Source organism: Luteimonas sp. 100069 (genome assembly GCF_003813845.1).
Lineage (GTDB): Bacteria > Pseudomonadota > Gammaproteobacteria > Xanthomonadales > Xanthomonadaceae > Luteimonas > Luteimonas chenhongjianii.
Genome location: NZ_RPFN01000003.1, coordinates 94,842 through 116,388 on the forward strand (window position 1 = coordinate 94,842; position 21,547 = coordinate 116,388).

The 21,547-nt window shown below is 67.9% G+C and carries 24 protein-coding genes; 3 read left to right on the forward strand and 21 right to left on the reverse strand.

What is annotated here, in order from left to right; genetic code table 11:
• The first annotated feature begins 71 nt into the window (after nucleotides 1-71).
• Together ispG and EGK76_RS08565 are read left to right on the forward strand one after the other, a co-directional pair.
• Entirely contained in the window at nucleotides 72-1,364 is a 1,293-nt protein-coding gene (gene ispG / locus EGK76_RS08560) for a flavodoxin-dependent (E)-4-hydroxy-3-methylbut-2-enyl-diphosphate synthase (protein WP_096297822.1), read from the forward strand.
• Nucleotides 1,357-2,070, forward strand: a complete 714-nt coding sequence (locus EGK76_RS08565; protein ID WP_123832329.1) for a phosphatase PAP2 family protein — start codon at nucleotides 1,357-1,359, stop codon at nucleotides 2,068-2,070. Before ispG ends, EGK76_RS08565 begins: the two co-directional genes overlap by 8 nt.
• 166 nt (nucleotides 2,071-2,236) lie before the next feature.
• Here the strand turns inward: EGK76_RS08565 and EGK76_RS08570 are convergent, their stop codons facing one another.
• The 17 genes from EGK76_RS08570 to asnS form a co-directional block, all read right to left on the reverse strand.
• Nucleotides 2,237-2,794 (reverse strand): DUF2939 domain-containing protein, encoded by a 558-nt coding sequence (locus EGK76_RS08570; RefSeq protein ID WP_158613474.1) that lies wholly within the window; start codon nucleotides 2,792-2,794, stop codon nucleotides 2,237-2,239.
• Between the two features lie 82 nt (nucleotides 2,795-2,876).
• A complete protein-coding gene (locus tag EGK76_RS08575) occupies nucleotides 2,877-3,563 on the reverse strand; it encodes a DUF2461 domain-containing protein (RefSeq protein WP_123832331.1) in 687 nt (228 codons plus the stop codon).
• Nucleotides 3,560-5,029, reverse strand: a complete 1,470-nt coding sequence (gene sbcB / locus EGK76_RS08580) for an exodeoxyribonuclease I (RefSeq protein WP_123832332.1) — start codon at nucleotides 5,027-5,029, stop codon at nucleotides 3,560-3,562. Before sbcB ends, EGK76_RS08575 begins: the two co-directional genes overlap by 4 nt.
• Before the next feature lie 79 nt (nucleotides 5,030-5,108).
• Nucleotides 5,109-6,488, reverse strand: a complete 1,380-nt coding sequence (locus tag EGK76_RS08585; protein ID WP_096297831.1) for an NAD(P)/FAD-dependent oxidoreductase — start codon at nucleotides 6,486-6,488, stop codon at nucleotides 5,109-5,111.
• Entirely contained in the window at nucleotides 6,485-7,762 is a 1,278-nt protein-coding gene (kynU, locus tag EGK76_RS08590; RefSeq protein WP_096297833.1) for a kynureninase, read from the reverse strand. Before kynU ends, EGK76_RS08585 begins: the two co-directional genes overlap by 4 nt.
• A gap of 61 nt (nucleotides 7,763-7,823) precedes the next feature.
• The gene (locus EGK76_RS08595; RefSeq protein ID WP_123832333.1) at nucleotides 7,824-8,834 is read right to left on the reverse strand and encodes an amidohydrolase family protein; all 1,011 of its coding nucleotides are present in this window, start codon (nucleotides 8,832-8,834) and stop codon (nucleotides 7,824-7,826) included.
• A gap of 56 nt (nucleotides 8,835-8,890) precedes the next feature.
• Nucleotides 8,891-9,520, reverse strand: a complete 630-nt coding sequence (locus EGK76_RS08600; protein ID WP_123832334.1) for a hypothetical protein — start codon at nucleotides 9,518-9,520, stop codon at nucleotides 8,891-8,893.
• 31 nt (nucleotides 9,521-9,551) lie between these two features.
• A complete protein-coding gene (locus tag EGK76_RS08605) occupies nucleotides 9,552-10,100 on the reverse strand; it encodes a 3-hydroxyanthranilate 3,4-dioxygenase (protein ID WP_096297837.1) in 549 nt (182 codons plus the stop codon).
• 4 nt (nucleotides 10,101-10,104) lie between these two features.
• Nucleotides 10,105-10,647: a RidA family protein gene (locus tag EGK76_RS08610; protein ID WP_096297838.1), complete on the reverse strand. Its 543-nt coding sequence runs from the start codon at nucleotides 10,645-10,647 to the stop codon at nucleotides 10,105-10,107.
• Entirely contained in the window at nucleotides 10,640-11,314 is a 675-nt protein-coding gene (can, locus tag EGK76_RS08615) for a carbonate dehydratase (RefSeq protein WP_096297840.1), read from the reverse strand. The genes EGK76_RS08610 and can overlap by 8 nt, the downstream gene beginning before the upstream one ends.
• Before the next feature lie 7 nt (nucleotides 11,315-11,321).
• A complete protein-coding gene (locus tag EGK76_RS08620) occupies nucleotides 11,322-12,749 on the reverse strand; it encodes an aldehyde dehydrogenase (RefSeq protein WP_123832335.1) in 1,428 nt (475 codons plus the stop codon).
• 32 nt (nucleotides 12,750-12,781) lie between these two features.
• On the reverse strand, nucleotides 12,782-13,591 hold the full coding sequence (locus EGK76_RS08625) for a DNA-formamidopyrimidine glycosylase family protein (protein WP_123832336.1): 810 nt from the start codon (nucleotides 13,589-13,591) through the stop codon (nucleotides 12,782-12,784).
• Between the two features lie 38 nt (nucleotides 13,592-13,629).
• Complete coding sequence (locus EGK76_RS08630; protein ID WP_123832337.1) at nucleotides 13,630-14,415, reverse strand: SDR family oxidoreductase; 786 nt, start codon at nucleotides 14,413-14,415, stop codon at nucleotides 13,630-13,632.
• A 3-nt stretch (nucleotides 14,416-14,418) separates the two neighbouring features.
• Nucleotides 14,419-15,057, reverse strand: a complete 639-nt coding sequence (locus EGK76_RS08635; protein WP_123832338.1) for an FMN-binding negative transcriptional regulator — start codon at nucleotides 15,055-15,057, stop codon at nucleotides 14,419-14,421.
• A 13-nt stretch (nucleotides 15,058-15,070) separates the two neighbouring features.
• Nucleotides 15,071-15,370, reverse strand: a complete 300-nt coding sequence (locus EGK76_RS08640) for a hypothetical protein (RefSeq protein ID WP_096297848.1) — start codon at nucleotides 15,368-15,370, stop codon at nucleotides 15,071-15,073.
• 14 nt (nucleotides 15,371-15,384) lie between these two features.
• The gene (locus EGK76_RS08645; RefSeq protein WP_096297850.1) at nucleotides 15,385-15,687 is read right to left on the reverse strand and encodes a hypothetical protein; all 303 of its coding nucleotides are present in this window, start codon (nucleotides 15,685-15,687) and stop codon (nucleotides 15,385-15,387) included.
• 115 nt (nucleotides 15,688-15,802) lie between these two features.
• Nucleotides 15,803-17,200 carry an asparagine--tRNA ligase gene (asnS, locus tag EGK76_RS08650; protein WP_123832339.1) on the reverse strand — a complete coding sequence of 466 codons (1,398 nt, stop codon included), beginning with the start codon at nucleotides 17,198-17,200 and terminating at the stop codon, nucleotides 15,803-15,805.
• Nucleotides 17,201-17,313: 113 nt separating this feature from the next.
• Between asnS and EGK76_RS08655 the strand changes: the two genes are divergently transcribed.
• Nucleotides 17,314-17,649 (forward strand): iron-sulfur cluster assembly accessory protein, encoded by a 336-nt coding sequence (locus EGK76_RS08655; RefSeq protein WP_096297854.1) that lies wholly within the window; start codon nucleotides 17,314-17,316, stop codon nucleotides 17,647-17,649.
• Nucleotides 17,650-17,728: 79 nt separating this feature from the next.
• Here EGK76_RS08655 and EGK76_RS08660 read toward each other — a convergent pair whose 3' ends face one another.
• From EGK76_RS08660 to cyoB, 4 genes are read right to left on the reverse strand one after another with little or no spacing between them, the layout of a single operon-like run.
• On the reverse strand, nucleotides 17,729-18,469 hold the full coding sequence (locus EGK76_RS08660) for an SURF1 family protein (RefSeq protein WP_199730888.1): 741 nt from the start codon (nucleotides 18,467-18,469) through the stop codon (nucleotides 17,729-17,731).
• 13 nt (nucleotides 18,470-18,482) lie between these two features.
• A complete protein-coding gene (cyoD, locus tag EGK76_RS08665) occupies nucleotides 18,483-18,866 on the reverse strand; it encodes a cytochrome o ubiquinol oxidase subunit IV (RefSeq protein WP_096297858.1) in 384 nt (127 codons plus the stop codon).
• Nucleotides 18,863-19,501, reverse strand: a complete 639-nt coding sequence (gene cyoC / locus EGK76_RS08670) for a cytochrome o ubiquinol oxidase subunit III (protein ID WP_199730889.1) — start codon at nucleotides 19,499-19,501, stop codon at nucleotides 18,863-18,865. The genes cyoD and cyoC overlap by 4 nt, the downstream gene beginning before the upstream one ends.
• A 14-nt stretch (nucleotides 19,502-19,515) precedes the next feature.
• The gene (gene cyoB, locus EGK76_RS08675; protein ID WP_123832340.1) at nucleotides 19,516-21,528 is read right to left on the reverse strand and encodes a cytochrome o ubiquinol oxidase subunit I; all 2,013 of its coding nucleotides are present in this window, start codon (nucleotides 21,526-21,528) and stop codon (nucleotides 19,516-19,518) included.
• Nucleotides 21,529-21,547 lie beyond the last annotated feature (19 nt).

Here is a 21,547-nt window from a genome sequence, read left to right on the forward strand (position 1 = left end):
CATTGGTCGCATTCGCGCGCGGTTTCGGCGCGCGTCACCGTCAGTCGGACGCGAACCGCTAAAATGCACGCATGTCTGCCCAGCCCACGCCCGATTCCCCCATCTGCCTGTCCGATCCCGCGACATTGCCCGCCTTCGGCGCCGCGCCCCGTCGCGGCACCCGTCAGGTGCATATCGGTGGGGTCGCGGTGGGCGGGAATGCACCGATCGTCGTGCAGTCGATGACCAATACCGATACCGCCGACATCGCCGGCACCGCCAAGCAGATCGGCGAGCTCTGGCGCGCGGGCTCGGAGCTGGTGCGCATCACCGTCAATAATCCCGAATCGGCCGCGGCAGTGCCGCGCATCGTCGAGCGGCTGGCGATGCAGGGCATCGAAGTGCCGATCATCGGCGACTTCCACTACAACGGCCACCAGCTGCTGGCGGGCGAGCCCGCCTGCGCGGAGGCGCTGGCGAAATACCGGATCAATCCCGGCAATGTCGGCTTCGGCAGGAAGCGCGACACGCAGTTCGCGCAGCTGATCGAGTTCGCGATGCGCTACGACAAGCCGGTGCGCATCGGCGCCAACTGGGGGTCGCTCGACCAGTCGCTCGCGGCGACGCTGATGGACGAGAACGCCTCGCGCGCCGAGCCCTGGGATGCAGGCCGTGTGCTGCGCGAAGCCCTGATCCGCTCGGCGGTCGACTCGGCCGAACGTGCTGTCGAACTGGGCCTGGCGCGCGAGCGCATCGTGCTCAGCGCCAAGGTCAGCGGCGTGCAGGAGCTGGTGGCCGTCTATCGCGACCTGGCCGCGCGCTGTGATTTCGCCCTGCACCTTGGCCTGACTGAGGCCGGTATCGGCAGCAAGGGCATGGTCGCCTCCAGCGCCGCGCTGGGCATCCTGTTGCAGGAAGGCATCGGCGACACCATCCGCATCTCGCTTACCCCGGAGCCGGGTGCGTCGCGGACCAAGGAGGTCGTCGTCGCCCAGGAACTGCTGCAGACCATGGGCCTGCGCGCGTTCACGCCGATGGTCACCGCGTGCCCGGGCTGCGGCCGCACGACGTCCGAGTTCTTCCAGGAACTGGCGGGCGTGGTCCAGGACCACGTGCGCGGCAAGATGCCGGAGTGGAAGATCACCCACCCGGGCGCGGAGAACATGACCCTCGCGGTGATGGGCTGCGTGGTCAACGGGCCCGGCGAGTCGCGTCACGCCAATATCGGCATCTCGCTGCCGGGTACGGGCGAAGCGCCTTCGGCGCCGGTCTTCATCGACGGCGAGAAGGCGATGACCCTGCGCGGCGAGAACATCGCGCACGAGTTCGTGGCACTGGTCGACGACTACGTACACCGCAACTACGGCCGCGGCGTCGATGCCTGACGGCGGGAGTGCCGTCGCCGAGGGCTCGCGCGAAGCCGGCGGTCTACTGCGTCGCCACGGCTGGAAGTTCCTGCTGCTGTTCGCCGGCGTGATGCTGCCGATGTGGGGCTTCATGGAGCTCGCCGACGAGGTCCACGAGTCGGAAGTCATCCCGTTCGACGAGCCGATCCTGCGATTCGCGCAGGAGGCCGCGCGCGATGGCTACACGCGGGTGTTCCTGTTCTTCTCCCAGATCGGCTACGCCAGGGGCGTGGTGCCGGTCGACATCGGGCTGGTTCTGGTGCTGCTGGCGATGAAACGCTGGCGCGACGGTCTGTTCGCCGCAGTGGCGACGGGCGGCTCGGCGCTGTTGAACATCGCGACCAAACACCTGTTCGCGCGCGACCGGCCGAGCCTTTGGGAATCGATCGCGCCCGAGGCCACCTACAGTTTTCCCAGCGGCCATGCGATGGGTTCGATGACGCTGGCCGCGGTGCTGATCCTGCTGGCCTGGCCGACCCGCGCACGCTGGTGGGTGATCGCCGCCATGGTCGTGTTCGTCCCGATGGTCGGCCTGTCGCGCGTGTATCTGGGCGTGCATTACCCCTCCGACATTCTCGCCGGCTGGGCTGCGGCGTCGGCGTGGGTGGTCGGGGTGTACCTGGTGATGTATCACCGGCCCGGTTGGGGCGCGGGCGCCAGGGACCGGCAAAAGCCCGCTGGGTAGCACGGGCAGCGCTCCGCCGCAGTAATACCGCGCGGCAAATCTTCGCTTGCACTGGAGTCTGGTGGGGGCGAATCGGGCGAAGTGTCTTTTCGTCCTGCCGCGCGCGCGCTCGTCCACTGGGTGCTTCGTAACCGCTCCCCGCGCTGCCGAAAAGAGAAGCGAAAGCTCAGCCGCCTGCCGACGCCACGTCCTGGAGGGGCAGGCGGATATCCGAGAGCTTCCATTGCAGCCCCCGCCGGGTCAGCACGAACTCGATCGGCCGGCTGCGGTCGTCGCGAACAGTCACAGTGAAACGCGACGGTGAGTGGTAGCGGTAATGCGCATCCTCGAGTGGATCGCCGGCCTCGGGATCCGGGCCCGTCCGCATCGGCGATGCGCCGCCGGCCAGGTTCCACAGTCGTTGTCCGCGCATCAGCGTGCTCAGGCCGACCGGCGTCACCATCATGTCCACGCCGGCGCCCGCGGCGCTGCCCGCGACGCGCAGGCCGATCGCGCCGAGCAGACTCAACTGCAGTCCGGGCCCCGCTTCGCGGACCACCGCGTCGGCCAGTTGCACACGCAGGCTCTGACGCAGCGCCGGGAAGTCCACGTGCCGGGAGAGTGCGCGCGAGTCCTCTTCAAGCACCGCGTCGCGGATCGCGTGCACGGTCAGGAACGGGCCGGCTGCCACATAGCCGGCCAACAGCACGAACACTGCACAGAGTATCCAGACGAGACGCTTCATGGTTGCCGGGCTGCTGGAGACGCAGCGATTGTCGGCTGCCATGGCGCAGTCGCCGCTGAACGCATCGGGCGCGCGGCGATGCTCAGAACTCCAGGTCCAGCGCCGCGCACAGGTAATCGACGAACGGGCCGAGTGTCACCAGATCGGCGGCGATCGTCTGCCGCAGCTGCGGCCCGGTCATCGTGGCGTCGTCGAGCGTGCGCCAGAACACCCAGTTCTTGTGCTTGAGATCGTCGATGTACTCGAAGTCGGCAGGAAAGCCGTGCGGCGGACGCACCAGCATCTCGCTGGTTTCGAATTCGAAGCGCTTGCGGAGCCGGGGATCATGCGCCGCGCGCTTCCAGCTGCCCGGGTTGTCGACGATGAACTGCCTGAGCTTGCGCTGGGTGGGCGGTTCGGGATGCCACAGGCCGGCGCCGACGAAGCTCTCGCCCGGCTGCAGGTGCACATAGAACGAAGGCGCCGGCAGTTCGCGCCGACGCACATGGAACAATCGCGCACCCTGCCATTGCTTGTAGGGCGACTTGTCGTTGGAGAAACGCGCATCGCGGTAGATGCGGAACAGCGAACCCCCCTGGGTACGCGGATCGGCGCGGAATTGCGTGCTCACCGCGGCAAGGTCGGGTTGCAGATCGGTGATCAGCTGCAGGAAGGGCTGGCGCACATGCGCTTCATAGTCGGCCTTGTGCGCGGCGAACCATGTCTTGTCGTTGTTGCGGGCCAGGCCGCGCAGGAAGCGGAAGCTCTTGTCGCTGAAGTACGTGGTCATGCAGGCGCCGGGACAGGCGGATCGGAAGGTAGACGCGTGGCGAGGCCATGGCCCCAGTCGACGAGGGCGTCGAGCAGGCTGGCCCGGCGCGGATCGTGCGGATTCTCGGCGCGCAGCGTTTCGATCTGCGTGAAATAGCCGGCGAAGTCCAGCTCCGACTGGGTCGTGCCCGGGCCGAGGCGCTCGCAGCGATAGGCGTCCCAGCGCAGGCGCTCGTCGGCGCTGAGCGTGCCAGGCCAGTTGCGCGCGCGGTAGCGCATCAGCAGCGCATCGAAACGCGGATCCTCGAAGCCGAAGTCACGCGAGCCGAGCTGATCGGGCGGCGTCGCCCGGACCTGGGCCATGCGGCGCTTGTCGCCGTCGCCGGGAAAGCCGTCATAGAGGGCTCCGTCCGGATCGCAGGGCTCGAAGGCGCGTTCCACTGTGAACACCCGGCGGATCTTCTCGGCGAGCGCCGGACCTGCCGCGCGCAGCCGCGCTGCACGCCGCTCGATTTCAAGCGGCTCGATGCCGAGGCGCTCGAAATCCACGGGCCGAAGATGCGGCCAGGCCACGAGGGCGGGGCAGCGGTTGCTGTGCACTTCCTTGAGCGGGATGCGCGCCACGCCCTCGGGCAGATCCTCGCGCCGTGCGAACACACGCGAGGCGATCGTATCGGCGTCGAGATCGAGCAGCCAGTCCGGGTCGCCGTCGAGGTCGAACGCGATCACCCGGCTGTCGTAACGCGGGTGGCGGGCGAGCGGCAGCACCGCAGCGGCGCACATCCGCGCCGCCGGGTAGCGTTGCGAGACGTGCAGGACTGGGGTCATCGCGATGGTGTCGAGCATCGAGGCCGCGTGGCGCTTGTCGCGCAGCTTCGCCGCGTAATCCCATAGGCGCGGCTGCGCGTTGCGGAACAAGCGCGCCAGGCCGATCAGTGCACGCACATCCGACAGCGCCTCATGCGCGTCACCGGTGCGCACGCCGTTGGCGGCCGCCAGGTGCTCGAGCTTGAACGAGGTCGCTCCGTCCTCGCGCGTCGGCCAGACCAGGCCTTCGGGACGCAGCGCGTGCCACAGCCGCATGACATCGAGCAGGTCCCACCGCGAATTGCCGCTGCGCCACTCGCGCTCGTAGGGATCATGGAAATTGCGGTACAGGCCGAAGCGGACGAATTCGTCGTCGAAGCGCAGCGAGTTGTAACCCAGCGTGCAGGTCTTCGGCCGTGCCATCTCCTCCTGGATTCGCGCGAACGCCTCCGCCTCGGTGAGGCCGTGGGCAAGCGCATGCTGCGGCGTGATACCGGTGATCAGCGTCGCGACCGGGGAGGGCAGCAGGTCGTCGGCCGGGCGCACGAAGAAATCGATCGGGACGTCGATCTCGTTGAGATCGGCGTCGGTGCGGATCGCAGCGAACTGCGCGATGCGCGTGCGGCGCGGGTCGGAACCGAAGGTTTCGAGATCGTAGAAAAGGAAACTGTCGGTCATGCGTGTGGCAGCCGGTGGGTCGCCCTGGCAGGCCGGGACGGCGGCACGGGCCCGGGATCAGGGAAGGAGGAACGTGCGCTCACGCGGGCACGTCCTCGAGCGGCGTCAGTTGCGCGAGCACTTCGGCATCGATCGCGTTCCAGTCCAGCGCCGCGAGTGAGGCATGGCCGGCGGTGGCCCGTTCGAGGATGCCGCGCTGGACGTCGGTGCGGCGCATCGCCAGCGAATAGGGGATGCGCATGAAGGTGACCATGGCGTAGTGCGGCACGAAGCGGCCGGGGTGACGGTCCTGCAGCGCGAGTTCGAGCTCGCGCTGCAGCAGGTAGTCGGCATCGTCGACGCGGTCGCGCATCTCCAGGTAGTTGTCGAGCGCCATGCGCTGGATCGCCGCGGCATCGGGTTTGCGTTCGGCCTCGAACGCGGCGAACGCGGTCGCGAGGTCGGCGTTCGCATCGAGGTGTCCGGCCAGCGCCACACAGTCCTCGAACGCGCAATTCATGCCCTGGCCGTGGAACGGCACCATCGCGTGCGCGGCGTCGCCCAGCAGTACTGCCCGGCCGTCGAGATGCCAGCGCTCCAGATACAGCGTGGCCAGCTGGCCGACCGGGTTGCCGGCCCAGTCGCGGTCGAAGTCGGGAATCAGGGCCAGCGCGGACGGAAAGTCGCGTTCGAAGAACGCGCGCGCCGCATCGACATCGCCCAGCTGGTCGAACGCCGGCCCGCCGTCCGCGCCGGCCTGGTGCGGCAGGAACAGGGTGACGGTGAAGGTCTTCTCGTCGTTGGGCAGCGCGATGCACATGTAGTGCCCGCGCGGCCAGATGTGCAACGCATTGGGTTCGATGCGGAAGCCGCCGTCGCCGCGTGGCGGGATCTCGAGTTCCTTGTAGCCGTGGTCGAGGAAATCGCTGCGCTGCCCGAGATCGTGCACGCGGTGCATCGCCGCGCGCAGCGCCGAACCCGCGCCATCGGCGCCGACCAGCGCCTGGAACGGCACTTCCCGCGTGCTGCGGTCGCGCGGATCACGGAAGACCGCGCGCCGCGAATCGAAGTTGACGGAGTCGAGGCCCGCATCGAAGTGCAGCCGCGCACCCGCCGCCTCGGCCAGATCGAGCAGCACGATGTTGAGGTCGCCGCGGTGCACCGACCAGATCACCTCGTCGTCGTCGCGACCGTAACGCTGCAGCACCGGCTCGGTGTCGCCCACATGCACCATGCGGCCGCGCATCATGATCGCGTGGCGCATCACCGCGTCGTCCGCATCGGCGGCGCGCAGGGCATGCCGGCCACGTTCGGCCAGGGCCAGATTGATCGAACGGCCGCCGCCGTAGCCCTGCACGCGGGGATCGCCGCGCTTCTCGTACAGATCCACGTCCCAGCCGCGACGCCGCAGCAGGATGCCGAGCAGGGCGCCGGCCAGGCCCGCGCCGATGATCGTCAGATGGCGCGCGGGTGCGTTCACGCGTCGCGCCAGCGGGCCACGGTGCGCACGAAGCGCAACACGTCGGCATGGGTGTTGTAGAGCGGTGCGGGCGAAATGCGGATCACATCCGGCTCGCGCCAGTCGCCGAGCACGCCGTTGTCGGACAGGCACTCGAACAGGGCGCGGCCCTGCTCGCGGCCACCCCGGACGCGCAGGGACAGCTGCGCGCCGCGGCGTGCGACATCGCGCGGCGTGACGATGTCGAGCACGTCGTCGAGCTGGCTGCGGATCAGCGTCTCCAGATAGCCGGTCAGCGCTTCCGACTTGGAGCGCAGCGCGGGCATGCCGGCCTCGGTGAACAGATCCAGCGAGGCGCGCAGTGGCGCGAGGCCGAGGATCGGCGGATTGCTGAGCTGCCAGCCTTCGGCACCGGGCGTGGGCTGGAAGTCGGGTCCCATGCGGAAACGCGTCGCCGCGTCGTGGCCCCACCAGCCGGCAAAACGCGGCCGGTCGGTGATCGCGTGGCGCGCGTGGACGAACGCGCCTGCCACGGCGCCGGGGCCACTGTTGAGGTACTTGTAGTGGCACCACACCGCGAAGTCGGCGTCGCTGTCGTGGAGCTGCAGCGGCAGGTTGCCGGCTGCGTGCGCAAGATCGAAACCCACCACGGCACCCGCGGCATGGCCCAGCCGGGTGATTTCCGCGAGATCGAAGGCCTCACCGGTGCGGTACTGCACGCCCGGCCAGAGCACCAGGGCCAGGCGATGGCCGTGCTCCTCGATCGCGGCGGCCACCGCGTCGATGCCGAACAGGCCGTCGGCGCCGGGCTGCACTTCGATGAGATCCGTGTCGGGGTCGAATCCATGGAAGCGCACCTGCGACTCGAGCGCGTAGCGGTCGGACGGGAACGCGCCGGCCTCCATCAGGATCGCCGGGCGCTCGGCGGTCGGGCGGTAGAAGCCGACCATCAGGAAATGCAGGTTCGCGGTCAGCGAATTCATCGCGACCACTTCCTCCGGCTGCGCGCCGACGATCTCGGCCAGCTGCGCACTGAGCAGGCGGTGATAGGTCATCCACTGCGAGTTGCCGCGGAAGTGGCCCTCGACCGCCTCCATCGCCCACTTGTCGAGCACGTCCTCGACCTGCGCGCGCGCGCCGCGCGGCTGCAGGCCGAGCGAATTGCCGACGAAATAGGCCTGTTCCACCTCGCCGAAGCGCGGCAGATGGAACTGCGCGCGGAAGCGCTGCAGCGGGTCGGCGGCATCGGCGGCGGCGGCGTAGTCGTCGGAGAACAGGGTCTGCGGATCGGTCATGGAGTTCGTTCGGTCGGAAGGCCGCGCAGGTGCGCGGCAAGAGGGGAGCGGGGGCCCGCGGTCACGCGAAGCGGCCGGGCGACAGGCCCAGCCACTCGAGCGCTGTGCCGTGATACAGCCGTGCGCGCGAGGCGTCATCGAGCGGGATTTCCTCGATGCCGGCGCCGGGCACCTGTTCCCCGAGCGGGAACGGATAGTCGGTGCCGAGCATCACGCGGTCCGTGCCGCAGGTGTCGAGCAGGTACTGCAGCGCACGCGGATCGGCCACCCAGGAATCGAAATACAGCTGCTTGAGATACCCGCGCGGATTGTGCGGGTTATCGGTAGCGACGAGGTCGGGGCGCATGTTGAAGCCGTGTTCGATGCGGCCGATCGTGTACGGGAAACTGCCGCCGCCGTGCGCCATGCAGATCTTGAGCCTGGGCAGCCGCTCGAGCACCCCGCCGAAGATCAGGCAGCAGGCCGCGCGCGACTGCTCGGCCGGCATGCCCACCAGCCACGGCAGCCAGTACTTGGGCATCGACTCGCTGCCCATCATGTCCCAGGGATGGACGAGGATCGCCGCGCCGAGGTCCGCCGCGGCCTCGAAGAAGGGAAACAGTTCCGGCGCGTCGAGATTCCAGTCGCCGATGTGGCTGCCGATCTGCACGCCCTGCAGGCCGAGCTGGTCGACGCACCGCTCCAGCTCCTGGATCGCCAGCCGCGGCGACTGCATCGGCACCGTGCCGATGCCGGCGTAATGGCGCGGATGCGCCGCGACCGTCGCGGCCATGTGGTCGTTGAGCGACTGGTGCAGTTCCAGCGCGGGCGCAGGCTTGGCCCAGTAACTGAACATCACCGGCACGGTGCTGATCACCTGTACCTGCACGCCGAACCGCGCGTAGTCGTCGATGCGCTCGCGCGCATCCCAGGTCTTGGACCAGATCTCGCGGAAGAAGCGCCCGTCCTTGTAGATGCGGTGGCGACCATCGGCGGTGTGATGGATCACCGGGAAGCGCGCATCGCCATACTTCGATGCCAGATCGGGCCAGTCGCGCGGCAGATAGTGGGCGTGGATGTCGATCTTCAGCATGGTCGCCATCCTAGACGACCGGCCCGCGCCGATCACGCCGCAGGCGCACAGCCGGTTCAGGGCGCGGAGGTTTCGCCCGGGCGACGTTCCTGCCGCAGCTGCTCGATCGTCGGCGGGTCGGGGTGGACCTGCTGGCCCATCGCAGCCGCCATCTCACCGATTTTGGCTTGCGCCTCGGCCAGCGGCGGCACGCCCATGCGTACTCGCTCCGCATCGTCGACCGCGCCGTCGGCCACCGGATACAGGAACAGGCCGGCCTCGTCGCCGTGGAACTGGGTGCCGAACCACTGCGGTTGCAACTGGGTCGTCATGATGCGGTCCCATGACGCGGCGACCAGCCAGCGGTAGCGGATTTCGTCGGGGTCCAACGTGGAGGCGAGCGTCGAAAGCGCGTGCGCGATGCGGATGTCTTCCAGGCCGTTGCCGTGCTGGAACACCATTGCCGCGTGATAGTGGTCTGCTGCAGTGCGCAGCGCACCCTCGCGCATCAACACGAGTACGCGCGCGCGCCGTGCGGCATCCTCCCGGTACACCACCGACCAGTCGATGTTCGCCGCGTCCGCGCGTGCCTGCTGATCCTCGCGATGGATGGATGCGAGTTCGGCGTTGTCGGCAACCTGCGCCTGCGCTGGGGCCAGCATGACGAGCAGGACGCACAGCAGCAGGATGGTCGGGCGCTTGGTCATATGCGGTCTCCAGTCCCTGGATCGGCAGGTGTCAGGTGATGTCGGCCAGCGTGTCGGGATCGGGATCGTAGCGGACAGGGCGAGGGTTGAGGTGGCCGCAGGCCTCGCAGCTGCGGTGCTCGATCGAGCCGTAGAACAGGTCGAACACCGGCGGGAAATCCTGCTCGATGTCGTGGAGATGGAAATACCGCTCGAACAGCTTGTGGTTGCAGCGTTCGCAGAACCACAGCAGGCCGTCCTGCTCGTGCGGCAGGCGCTTGCGCTCGATGACCAGGCCGATCGAATCGGGGCCGCGCTGCGGCGAATGCGGCACCTTCGGCGGCAGCAGGAAGGTCTCGCCGGCGCGGATCGGAATATCGCGGACCTGACCGTCCTCCTGGATGCGCAGCACCATCTCGCCTTCGAGCTGGTGGAACCACTCCGGGCCTTCCTCGTAGTGATAGTCGGTGCGTGCGTTCGGGCCGCCGACCACCATGACGATGAACTCGCCGTCGTAGATGCACTTGTTGCCGACCGGCGGTTTGAGCAGGTGGCGGTGCTCGTCGATCCACTTCTTTAGGTTCAGCGGTCCGGGGATCATCCGTTCACTCCTGTGGCGCGTGTGGCGGGGAGTTGGGGTGGCCGGCGTCCGCTGCGCTCACCCCATCATCGGCTGCGCCGGTGGTCCCCGCCTCTCCAGCAGGGCGCGCGAGGGGCATCGGTTCGCGACCTGAGGTTGCGATGCACTTCATCTCGATCGCGATCGGCGTCGGCAGGGCGTCGATGCCAAGCGTCGTGCGGCAGGGCGCGGTGGCAGGATCGGGGAAATACTCGGCCCAGATCGCGTTGTAACCGGCGAAGTCACCGGCCATGTCGGTGAGGTAGACGGTCACGTCGACCAGGTCTTCCCACCGCGCGCCGCTGGCCTCGAGCACCGCGCGCACGTTGGCGAACACGGCGCGCGTCTGCGCGGCGATGTCGTGTGCGACGACGCTGCCCCGATCATCGAACACGTTGCCCGGCACCGAATCGCTGGCCGGATCGCGCGGACCGATGCCCGACAGGAACAGCAGCCCGCCGGCGCGGCGTGCATGCGGATAGCGCCCGACCGGGCGCGGCGCGGCCGAGGCCTGGATGGCCTCAGTCATCGCGGCGGCCGCGGGCGACCACGCGCGCGATATCCGCCACCGCGGCGTCGTAGGCCGGGCCGATCTCGGCGTGCGAAGCGACGTCCATGCCGAGTTCGCGCACGCGGCCGTCACCCAGCGCGTAGACCCAGCCGTGCACGGCGAGCTTCTGCCCGCGCGCCCATGCGTCGCGGATCACCGTGGTCTGGCAGATGTTGAGCGCCTGCTCCACGGCATTGAGCTCGCACAGCCGAGCATGGCGCAGGTTGATGTCGTCCACGGCGGCCAGCAGACCGGCGTGTTTGTGATTGACGTCGGCCACGTGGCGCAACCAGTTGTCGACCAGGCCGACCCGCGCGCCGGTCATGGCCGCGTGCACGCCACCGCAGCCGTAATGGCCGACCAGCAGGATGTGTTCGACCTTGAGCACATCGACCGCGAACTGGATCACCGACAGCGCGTTGAGGTCGCCATGCGACAGCACGTTGGCAACGTTGCGGTGGACGAAGACTTCGCCCGGATCCAGGCCGAGGATCTGGTTGGCGGGTACGCGCGAGTCGGAGCAACCGATCCACAGGTACTTCGGCGTCTGCTGGTTTTCCAGCCGGTGGAAGAAATCCGGGTCGTCGCGCACCGCGCGCTCGGCCCAGTCACGGTTGTTCTGCAGCAGCTTGTCGAGTTCGCCCATTGCGTGATTATTCCAGAGACAGGCCGATGTTCTTCGGTTCGGTGAAGAAACGCATGGCTTCCACGCCACCCTCGCGGCCCAGACCGGACGCGCCGGTGCCGCCGAATGGCGTGCGCAGGTCGCGCATCAGCCAGGTGTTGATCCAGACCATGCCCACGCGCAGCGCAGCCGCCAGACGGTGGGCGCGGACCAGGTCGCGTGTCCAGATCGACGCCGACAGGCCGTAATCCCCGGCATTCGCCAGGGCGAGGGCCTGCGCGTCGTCGTCGAAGGGCTGGAGCGTGACGACGGGGCCGAAGATCTCCTCGCGGTTGGTCGCGCAGTCCGGGCCGAGGCCATCGATGACCGTCGGCGCGACGAACCATCCCGGCCGCGCGAGCGCGTGGCCACCGCAAAGCACATGGCCGCCTTCGGCGCGCGCGCGTTCGATCGCGGCGAGCACCTTGTCGAAGTGCGCCTGCGACACCAGCGGACCCATGCGTGCATCGGAATCCATCGGATCGCCGACCCGCAGGGCCAGCGCCTCGGCGACGAAGCGCTCGCGGAAGGACTCGTAGATGCCACGTTCGACCAGAATGCGAGAGCCGCACAGGCAGATCTGCCCGCTGTTCTGGAACGCCGAGCGCACCAGGGTGCCGAGCTGCGTCTCCCAGTCGCTGTCGGCGAAGACCAGGGTCGCGTTCTTGCCACCGAGTTCCAGCGATGCCTTCTTGAGCGCCGCGCCCGTGCGTGCACCGATGCGTCGGCCGACTGCGGTACTGCCGGTGAAGGACACCGCGCGCACGCGCGGATCGTCGACGAGGGCGTCACCGACGTCCGCGCCGGAGCCGTGCACCACATTGATCACGCCCGGCGGGAAGCCGATCTCGCCCGAAAGCTCCGCCAGCAGGGTCGCGCTCGCCGGCGTCACTTCCGACGGTTTGGCGACCACGGTATTGCCGGCCGCGAGCGCCGGCGCGATCTTCCAGGTGAACAGGTACAGCGGCAGGTTCCACGGCGAGATCGTCGCGACCACGCCCAGCGGCGTGCGCAGCGTGTAGTTCAGGCCCGCCTCGCCGTGATGCGATTCGCTGGCGAACTGCGTGGCCGCGTGGGCGAAGAAGCGCAGGTTGGCCACGGCGCGCGGAATCTCCGCATCGCGTGCCAGCACGAAGGGCTTGCCGCCGTCGCGCGCTTCGACATGGGCAAAGTCGTCGATCCTCGCCTCCAGCGCCGCAGCCAGTCGCTCCAGCCAGGCCGCGCGCGCGCTGTTGGACAGGGCGGCCCAGGCCGGCGCCGCGCGGGCCGCGGCGGTGACCGCTGCGGCGACATCGTCGGCGCCTCCGGCCGCGACTTCGGCATAGACGCGGCCGCTCGCCGGCTCGTGCACCGGCAGCCAGCGGTCGCTGCCGGGCGCGCGCGCCGCGCCGTCGATCCAGTGCATCAGTCGTTGCATGGACGCCAGCTTACCCGAGCCGGCGTTGCCGCTCAGTGCTGGCAGGCGGGGCACCAGTAGAGTCGGCGCGCGGCCAGTCGCTCCTCGACGATGGTGCCGCCGTCGCGCGGACAGGGGTCGCCCTTGTGTTCGTAGACCTCGAAGCCGAACGTCGCGCGGGTCCGCGCGAGATAGTCCTTGCCCGGCGGCAGGATGTCGCCGTGCTTGGCGCGATACGCGCGCCGCGGTACGTCCAGCAGCGCCTTCGCCAGCCGCCGGCGCTCGGCGGCCGTCAGGTCGCGCAGGATGCGGTAGGGCGACAGGCGCGCGTGGTAGAGCACTTCCGAGCGCAGGTAGTTGCCCATGCCGGCGGCGAAACCCTGGTCGAGCAGCAGCACGGCCAGCGTGCGTCCGGCGAAGCGCGGGGTGTCCATGTGCGCGAGCAACCCGGCCGCATCGACCGCCGGGTCGAGCACGTCCGGGCCGAGCTTGGCGAGGTAGGGCTGCGCGTCGAGCTCGTCGGTGCGCCACAGCGAGATGGAGGGGGCGGCATACAGCGCCGCCACCCCGCGCGCGGTCACCAGCAATACGCGTGGGCGGGCGCCATCGGGCAGCGCGTCGACATCGTCGACCAGACGCCAGAATCCGAACAGCTGGCTGTGGGTATAGAGGGTCCACCCGCTGGAGACGGCCGTCAGCAGCGCCTTGCCGCGCGCTTCCACTGCGAGCACCCGCTTGCCCTCCAGCAGGCCGCGCTTGCGTTGCAGCCTGGGATCGATGAAACGCACCTGCGTGAGTACCTCGTCGACCAGCAGGGTCGACAGGCGATCGGCAAGTTCGTGGGTTTCGGGACCTTCCGGCATGGCCGCATCGAAGCAGCGGCGGTGTCGCGCCGTCGTGACTAGATCGAGGCCATCCGCCCGCCGTCGACCGGTAGGCTCACGCCGGTGACATAGGCCGCGGCCGGCGAGCACAGGAACGCGATCACTCCAGCAGTCTCGGCGGGTTCGGCGAAGCGTCCGGCCGGCACGTTCGCCCGCATCGAGGCCAGCACCGCTGCTTCGTCCTGACCCGTGCGGCGCACGCGGTCGGCGACGATCTGGTCGATGCGGCCGGTACGCGTGTAGCCGGGCAGCACGTTGTTGACGGTGATGCCTTCGGGCGCGAGCTCGCGCGAGAGCGTCTTGGCCCAGCTGGCGACCGCGCCGCGCACGGTATTGGATACGCCCAGACCGGCGATCGGCTCGCGCACCGAGGTCGAGACCACGTTGACGATACGGCCCCAGTGGGCAGCGCGCATCGCCGGCAGCACCGCCTGCACCAGTACCTGGCCACCCAGCAGATGCCGGCGGAACGCCGCTTCGAAGGCGTCGAGGGGCGCTTCGTGCGCGCTGCCACCGGCCGGCCCGCCGGTGTTGTGGATCAGGATCTGGGCCGGATGCGCCGCGACGTGCGCCGCGACGGTCGCCTGCAGATCCGCGGTGCGGTCCATGTCCACGGCCAGCAGGTGGTGGCGCTGGCCATGCGCCGCGGGCAGCGCATCGCGGACGATCGCCAGCGCATCGGCCCTGCGGGCGAGCACGGTGACGCAGGCCCCAAGCAGGGCGAGCTCATGCGCGGTCGCGCGGCCGATGCCCTCAGAGGCCCCGCAGACGAGGGCGTGGCGGCCGGTGAGATCGAGATCCATGGGTCAGGGCTCCGGCTGGATGTGGGAGGTCAGACCGCTCCGCATCAGCGCAGCGATCGCGCGCGCGTTGTCGCCGGGGCGCGATTGCAGTGCCTCGACGACCGCTGCGCGGTTCGCCTCGGGATGGTTCTGGCTGAGCTTGCGGGTCAGTTCGGTGGCGTGCACGCGCACGCGGAAGCCGACAATCCCGCGTAACTGCGCGCGTTCCCGCGCATCGGTGTGGTCGTAGCGCCAGTCGCCGCCGGTCTGGGTTTCGAAACGGAGCGCGGTCCGCGCGACCAGATCGCCAAGCGCGTCTTCGTCGTCGAAGCGTTCGAAGCGGCCGCGCAGATGGGCGACGACGTAGTTCCAGGTCGGGACGCGCGCACGTTCGCCCTTGTCGGGGTACCAGCTCGCCGACAGGTAGGCGTGCGGGCCCTGCACCAGCACCAGGACGTCCTCGCCCGCTTGCGCCTGGGGATTGGCGCGGGCCCAATGGCCCTCGAGGACGAGGTTTCCGTCCTCGCGCCGCGCGAGCACCGGCACATGGCTCGCATCCGGGGCGCCATCGCGCACCGTGACCAGCGTGACGAAGGGATGTGCGTCCAGCAGCGCATCGAGACGCGCGGGATCCGGGTCGATGAAGGCGCGCGATGTGCTCATCGATCGGTACAGGTCAGGCGCGGGCGCCGAGCACCTGCACCATGCGGTCGCGCAGTTGCGCGTCGTCGTCGGCCTGCGGAGGCGACAGCGTCTCGAGCGAGAAACCGCGCATCTGCGCGTCTTCCTCGTCGAGGCCGGCCCACTCGACGAACTCGGCGTCGAGCAGCATGGCGCGCGCGGTGTCCTCGCTGTCGTAGGGCAGGGTCCTGCCGTCGCTGTCGAACACCTCGGCGGTGCCGGCCTCGAGCACGCGCAGGCGCGCCCAGATCACTGTGCGGCCCAGCGAAGCGATCCACCACTGGTCTTGGGTCATGCGAAAAACTCCGGTCAGGGGGCGATCGACCACAGCCACAACAGGGCCGAGGCGGACAGCGCGCCAAGGATCACCAGTAACGAAATGCGTGCGGGCGTGGCAAGACCGGTGAAGCGGCCGTCGCGGACCTCGTAATAATGGCCCCCCAGCAGCCAGCGCAGCGCCGCCGGTTGCAGGAACGCACCTTCGCCGAAACGGGCACGGACCTCGGGGTGACGGTCACGCAGATGGACCAGCGACAGCGGCCAGAAGATCACGAACGCGGTGAAACCGCCGATCGCGACGCCGAAGAAACACAGGGCGAGGAAGAGCGTCATCCGCGCACCCGGCCCCGCGGCGCGGATGCCGGGGGGCGTGCCGTCAGCGCGCCAACGCACCACGGGCTTCCGCCAGGGGCGCCGGCCGCCAGTGCGGGAGCGCGGATCACGGCCGTCAGTACTCCGCCTGACCCGGTGCCCGCGGATAGGGAATCGCGTCGCGGATATTCGACAGCCCGCAGACGTAGACGATCAGTCGCTCGAACCCGAGGCCGAAGCCGGCATGCGGGACGGTTCCGTAGCGGCGGAAGTCCCGGTACCAGCCGTAGTGTTCCCGATCCAGCCCGAACTGGTCCATGCGTGCGTCGAGCACGTCCAGGCGCTCCTCGCGTTGTGCGCCGCCGATGATCTCGCCGATGCCCGGCGCCAGCACGTCCATCGCCGCAACCGTCCTGCCGTCGTCGTTGAGGCGCATGTAGAACGCCTTGATGTGCTCGGGATAGTTGGTCACCACAACCGGCCGGCCGACGTGCTGCTCGGTGAGCCAGCGCTCGTGTTCGGTCTGCAGGTCCAAGCCCCATTCCACCGGGAATTCGAACTTGTGCCCGGACTTCTGCAGCAGCGACACGGCTTCGGTGTATTCGATGCGCTCGAACGGCGCGTTGATGAAGCCCTCGAGACGCGTGACCGCGTCCTTCTGCACGCGCTCGGCGATGAAGGCCATGTCGTCGGCGCGCTCGTCGAGCACCGCGCGGAACAGGTACTTGAGGAACTCCTCGGAGATGCGCGCGTTCTCGGCGAGGTCGGCGAAGGCGATCTCCGGCTCGATCATCCAGAACTCGGCCAGGTGGCGCGTGGTATGGCTGTTCTCGGCGCGGAAGGTCGGACCGAAGGTGTAGACCTTGCTCATCGCCAGGCAGAACGCCTCGACGTTGAGCTGGCCCGACACGGTGAGGAACGCTTCCTTGCCGAAGAAATCACGGCTGAAATCGACCTTGCCCTCGCGCATCGGCAGGTTGGCGAGGTCCAGGGTCGAGATGCGGAACATCTGGCCGGCGCCTTCGGCATCCGACGTGGTCACGATCGGTGTATTGATCCAGAAGTAGCCGTTCTCGTGGAAATAGCGGTGCGCGGCCTGCGCCAGGCAGTGGCGGATGCGGGTGACCGCGCCGAACAGATTGGTGCGCGGGCGCAGATGCGCGACCTCGCGCAGGAATTCCAGCGAATGGGCCTTGGGCTGAATCGGATAGGTCTCCGGGTCTTCCACCCAGCCCACGACTTCGATCGATTCGGCCTGGATCTCGTAGCTCTGGCCCTGGCCCTGCGACTTGACCAGGGTTCCGGTGGCGATGACCGAGCATCCTGCGGTCAGGCGCTTAATCTCCGACTCGTAGTTGGCCAGTGCGCTCGGGGCCACGACCTGGATCGGCGAAAAGCAGGAGCCGTCGCTGACGTTGACGAAGCTCAGTCCGGCCTTGGAGTCGCGCCGGGTTCGCACCCAGCCGCGAACGGTGACTTCACCGCCTTCCGGAATATGCCCCGCGAGGGCCTGTTGGACGCTGGTCGTGGTCATACCTTGAATCCCGGAAATCCGGTCCGATACACGTGGCTGCACAGTCTACCGGAGCCGGGCGGCGCATCGCCGCCGCCAGCGGGCGTTCGGGTCCACCGGAGTACAATCGTTTCATGGCCATCGCACTCGCTCCCGCCGCGCTCGAACGCGCCCGCCGCTTCCTTGCAGACAGTCCCGATGCACTGGGTCTGCGCTTCGGCGTGACCCGGACCGGATGTTCGGGGTGGGGCTATGTCGTCGACATCGCGCGCGAGGAAAAGCCGGGCGATGCGATCAGCGAGCAGGACGGCGTGCGCATCTACGTGGACGCCCAGAGCCAGGCGATCGTGGATGGCACCGAGATCGACTTCGCGCAGAAGGGGCTGAACCAGGAATTCGTGTTCCGCAACCCCAACGCGGCGGCCGCGTGTGGCTGCGGCGAAAGCTTCACCACCGATCCGACCAAGTAGGTTCGTTCTGCCGGCGGCGGCAGGCGCCGTTCATTCCGGCCGGGTTGGGGCGCGCAGGGCAGGGCGCCGCGCTTGCACGCTAGGACCTGCGGGCGAACTCGCTCCGCACCACGAACCCCACTGCCAGCAACCCCAGTAGCGCCATGCCGAACCAGGTCAGCGCGTAGCTGAGGTGGCTGTTGCGGAACTGCAGCATAGTCATGCCGGGCACGGGCCAGTTGCCGGTGTCGATCCGGTCCTGCGCATCGATGAAGAACGGAGCGACCGGGCCGACCACCGCGCGCGCGGCCGACAGCTCGTCGGGCGCACGTACGTACCACCGGTCTTCGTCGGGCACGTTGTCGCGAAGGAACAGGCCCGCGCGGTCGGGCATGCGGAGCAGGCCGGTGACGCTGACGATTTCGCTTTCGTCATGCCGGGCGCGGCTGTCGCGGGCGCGATGCGCATTGTCGACGTAGCCACGATTGATCCAGACGGTCCCGTCGCCCGTGACCAGCGGGGTCATGATCCAGTAGCCGGGGCCGTGCTCGGTCGTTGCATAGACCGCCACTTCCTGGGTGTGCAGCAGACGGCCGCGCGCGGTGACGCGCCGGTACTCGTCCTCGCCGGCGTTGATCGTTCCCCAGGTCGACGACGCCGGCAGAGGCTCCGGCGCCGCGTGCACGCGTGATTCCACGCGTGCGATGAGGTCGCGCTTCCATTGCAGCCGGTCCACCTGCCACAGCCCCAGGGCGATGAAGCCCGCGGTTGCTGCGAGCAGGAAGACCAGCAACACCCAGCGGACGAGCGGGCGTGCAGCTGCGTTGGAATCCTCTTTCACGATGGCGCTCGCGTCAGGGCGCGATGCGCATCTGCTCGGGCGACATCGGCATCATGTTGGTGTCGAGGTGGTACATGACCCACAAGGATCCCACCAGCGCGATGACGATGATGATGCCGGTGAACAGCAGCGACATCAGGATCCAGCCGCCTTCCGATTTCCGGTTCATGTGCAGGAAATAGACCATGTGCACGACGATCTGCACGGCGCCGAACGCCATGATCAACGCGACCGTCAGGATGCGGCTCTCGAGCACTTCGCCCATGACCAGCCAGAACGGGATCACGGTGAGGATGACCGACAGCACGAAGCCGATCACGTAGTCGCGCATGCTGCCGTGGCTGTGTGCGTCGTGCGCCGACTCGTGGCCGGCGTGGTGGTTGGTTTCGGTGCTCATCCCACGACTCCCATCAGGTACACATACGAGAACACGCCGATCCAGATCACATCGAGGAAGTGCCAGAACATCGACAGGCACATCAGGCGGCGATTGTTGGCGGCATTGAGCCCGTGCTTCTTCAGCTGGAACACCAGCGTCACCAGCCAGATCAGGCCGAACGTGACGTGCAGGCCATGGGTGCCGACCAGGGTGAAGAACGAGGACAGGAACGCGCTGCGCTGCGGCGTCGCGCCCAGGTGCGCCAGATGCTGGAACTCGTAGATCTCGATGCCGAGGAACGCCAGGCCGAACACGCCGGTGACCAGCAGCCAGGTGATCGTCCCGCGAACGTTGTTGCGGTACGAGTTGAGCATCGCGAACCCGTAGGTGATCGACGAGAACAGCAGCATGAACGTCGCGACCAGGATGAGCTTCAGGTCGAACAGGTCCGCCGGCGACGGGCCGGCCGCGTAGTTGCGGCCGATCACGGCGTGGGTGGCGAACAGGATCGCGAAGATCAGGCAGTCGCTCATCAGGTAGATCCAGAAACCGAGATTGGTCCCGGTTTCCGGATGGTGCGCATGCTCGGCATGCGCGTGCGGGTCCTCGACCACGTGGTAGACGCGCTCGGTGGGGCCGGTGGTGGATTGCATCGTGTGTGCCATGTTCAGAGCGCCTGCTGTGCCAGTTCGCGCGTTCGTTCGTCCTCGGTCGCCTGCACTTCCTCGGCCGGGATGTAGAACTCACGGTCGTAATTGAAGGTGTGCCAGATCGCCGCGACGATCAGGCCCACGAGCGATGCGCCTGCCAGCCACCAGATGTGCCAGACCAGGGCGAAGCCCAGGACCACACTGATACCGGACAGGACGACACCCGCGCCCGTGTTCTTGGGCATGTGGATGGGAACGAAGCCGGTGGTCGGACGCTTGTAGCCGTGCCGCTTCATGTCCCAGTACGTATCGATCTCGTGGACGACCGGGGTGAAGGCGAAGTTGTAGCTCGGAGGCGGCGAGGACGTTGCCCATTCCAGGGTGCGCCCATTCCACGGATCGCCGGTGACATCGCGGAGCTTCTTGCGGTCACGGATGGCTACGGCGATCGACAGGATGAACGCGGCGATGCCCACGGCGATGATCGCAGCGCCGATCGCGGCGATGATGAAGAACACCTGGAGGGAGTTGTCTTCGAACTGGCTAAGGCGCCGGGTCACACCCATCAGACCCATGATGTAGGGCGGGGTGAACGCCACCCAGAAGCCCACGAGCCAGCACCAGAACGACACCTTGCCCCAGAACTCGTTGAGCTTGAAGCCGAAGGCCTTCGGGAACCAGTACACCATGCCGGCGAACAGGCCGAAGACCACGCCGCCGATGATGGTGTTGTGGAAGTGGGCGACCAGGAACAGGCTGTTGTGGAGCACGAAGTCGGCCGGCGGCACGGCGAGCAGCACGCCGGTCATGCCACCGATGACGAAGGTGAACATGAAGCCGATCGTCCACAGCATGGGCACGTCGAACCGGATCCGGCCCTTGTACATGGTGAAGAGCCAATTGAAGATCTTGGCGCCCGTCGGGATCGAGATGATCATCGTCGTGATGCCGAAGAACGCGTTGACGCTTGCGCCCGAGCCCATCGTGAAGAAGTGGTGCAGCCAGACCAGGTACGACAGGATCGTGATCACCGCCGTGGCGTAGACCATCGAGGTGTAGCCGAACAGGCGCTTGCCGCAATAGGTCGCGACGATCTCGGAGAAGATGCCGAAGGCCGGAAGCACCAGGATGTAGACCTCCGGGTGACCCCAGATCCAGATCAGGTTCACGTACATCATCGGATTGCCGCCGAGATCGTTCGTGAAGAAGTTCGTGCCGACGTAGCGGTCCATCGTCAGCAGCGCCAGCGTTGCTGTCAGGATCGGGAAGGTGGCGACGATCAGGATGTTGGTGCAGAGCGAGGTCCAGGTGAAGATCGGCATGCGCATGAACTTCATGCCCGGTGCCCGCATCTTGACGATGGTCACGATCAGGTTGATGCCCGACAGCGTCGTGCCCACGCCCGCCACCTGTAGCCCCCACAGGTAATAGTCCATGCCGGTGCCGGGACTGTAGTCCGCGCCCGAGAGGGGCGGATAGGCCAGCCAGCCGGTCCGTGCGAACTCGCCGACGAACAGCGAAATCATGATGAGCACCGCGCCAGCGGTGGTCATCCAGAAGCTGAAGTTGTTGAGGAACGGGAACGAGACGTCACGCGCGCCGATCTGGAGCGGCACGACGTAGTTCATCAGGCCGGTCACCAGTGGCATGGCGACGAAGAAGATCATGATCACGCCGTGGGCGGTGAAGATCTGATCGTAGTGGTGCGGCGGCAGGAAGCCTTCGCTGCCGCCCGACGCGACCGCCTGGTGTGCACGCATCAACACGGCGTCGGAGAAGCCACGCAGCAGCATCACGATTGCGAGGACGCAATACATGATGCCGATCTTCTTGTGGTCGATGCTCGTGAACCACTCCTTCCACAGGTAGCCCCAGAGGCGGTACTTGGTCAGAAGAAAGAGCACCGCGATGCCGCCGATCACGACACCGACGAAGGTGGCCGCAAGGATGGGATCGTGGAGGAAGGCGAGTGAGTCGAGCGAGAGTCGCCCGATCCACGGTGAGTGAAGTTGGTCCTGGGGTGCGGACATGGGTTCCTGCCTGGTACTG

What these genes read in the sequence shown, in the direction of transcription:
- kynU (WP_096297833.1), bottom strand. Translation starts at nt 7,762, where the DNA reads ATGACCGATCCGCAGACCCTGTTCTCCGACGACTACGCCGCCGCCGCC.
- EGK76_RS08640 (WP_096297848.1), bottom strand. Translation starts at nt 15,370, where the DNA reads ATGACCCAAGACCAGTGGTGGATCGCTTCGCTGGGCCGCACAGTGATC.
- EGK76_RS08610 (WP_096297838.1), bottom strand. Translation starts at nt 10,647, where the DNA reads ATGACTGAGGCCATCCAGGCCTCGGCCGCGCCGCGCCCGGTCGGGCGC.
- cyoB (WP_123832340.1), bottom strand. Translation starts at nt 21,528, where the DNA reads ATGTCCGCACCCCAGGACCAACTTCACTCACCGTGGATCGGGCGACTC.
- EGK76_RS08600 (WP_123832334.1), bottom strand. Translation starts at nt 9,520, where the DNA reads ATGACCAAGCGCCCGACCATCCTGCTGCTGTGCGTCCTGCTCGTCATG.
- EGK76_RS08620 (WP_123832335.1), bottom strand. Translation starts at nt 12,749, where the DNA reads ATGCAACGACTGATGCACTGGATCGACGGCGCGGCGCGCGCGCCCGGC.
- cyoD (WP_096297858.1), bottom strand. Translation starts at nt 18,866, where the DNA reads ATGAGCACCGAAACCAACCACCACGCCGGCCACGAGTCGGCGCACGAC.
- EGK76_RS08595 (WP_123832333.1), bottom strand. Translation starts at nt 8,834, where the DNA reads ATGCTGAAGATCGACATCCACGCCCACTATCTGCCGCGCGACTGGCCC.
- cyoC (WP_199730889.1), bottom strand. Translation starts at nt 19,501, where the DNA reads ATGCAATCCACCACCGGCCCCACCGAGCGCGTCTACCACGTGGTCGAG.
- EGK76_RS08605 (WP_096297837.1), bottom strand. Translation starts at nt 10,100, where the DNA reads ATGATCCCCGGACCGCTGAACCTAAAGAAGTGGATCGACGAGCACCGC.
- sbcB (WP_123832332.1), bottom strand. Translation starts at nt 5,029, where the DNA reads ATGACCGACAGTTTCCTTTTCTACGATCTCGAAACCTTCGGTTCCGAC.
- EGK76_RS08575 (WP_123832331.1), bottom strand. Translation starts at nt 3,563, where the DNA reads ATGACCACGTACTTCAGCGACAAGAGCTTCCGCTTCCTGCGCGGCCTG.
- EGK76_RS08645 (WP_096297850.1), bottom strand. Translation starts at nt 15,687, where the DNA reads ATGACGCTCTTCCTCGCCCTGTGTTTCTTCGGCGTCGCGATCGGCGGT.
- EGK76_RS08565 (WP_123832329.1), top strand. Translation starts at nt 1,357, where the DNA reads ATGCCTGACGGCGGGAGTGCCGTCGCCGAGGGCTCGCGCGAAGCCGGC.
- EGK76_RS08630 (WP_123832337.1), bottom strand. Translation starts at nt 14,415, where the DNA reads ATGGATCTCGATCTCACCGGCCGCCACGCCCTCGTCTGCGGGGCCTCT.
- EGK76_RS08625 (WP_123832336.1), bottom strand. Translation starts at nt 13,591, where the DNA reads ATGCCGGAAGGTCCCGAAACCCACGAACTTGCCGATCGCCTGTCGACC.
- EGK76_RS08570 (WP_158613474.1), bottom strand. Translation starts at nt 2,794, where the DNA reads ATGAAGCGTCTCGTCTGGATACTCTGTGCAGTGTTCGTGCTGTTGGCC.
- EGK76_RS08635 (WP_123832338.1), bottom strand. Translation starts at nt 15,057, where the DNA reads ATGAGCACATCGCGCGCCTTCATCGACCCGGATCCCGCGCGTCTCGAT.
- asnS (WP_123832339.1), bottom strand. Translation starts at nt 17,200, where the DNA reads ATGACCACGACCAGCGTCCAACAGGCCCTCGCGGGGCATATTCCGGAA.
- EGK76_RS08655 (WP_096297854.1), top strand. Translation starts at nt 17,314, where the DNA reads ATGGCCATCGCACTCGCTCCCGCCGCGCTCGAACGCGCCCGCCGCTTC.
- ispG (WP_096297822.1), top strand. Translation starts at nt 72, where the DNA reads ATGTCTGCCCAGCCCACGCCCGATTCCCCCATCTGCCTGTCCGATCCC.
- can (WP_096297840.1), bottom strand. Translation starts at nt 11,314, where the DNA reads ATGGGCGAACTCGACAAGCTGCTGCAGAACAACCGTGACTGGGCCGAG.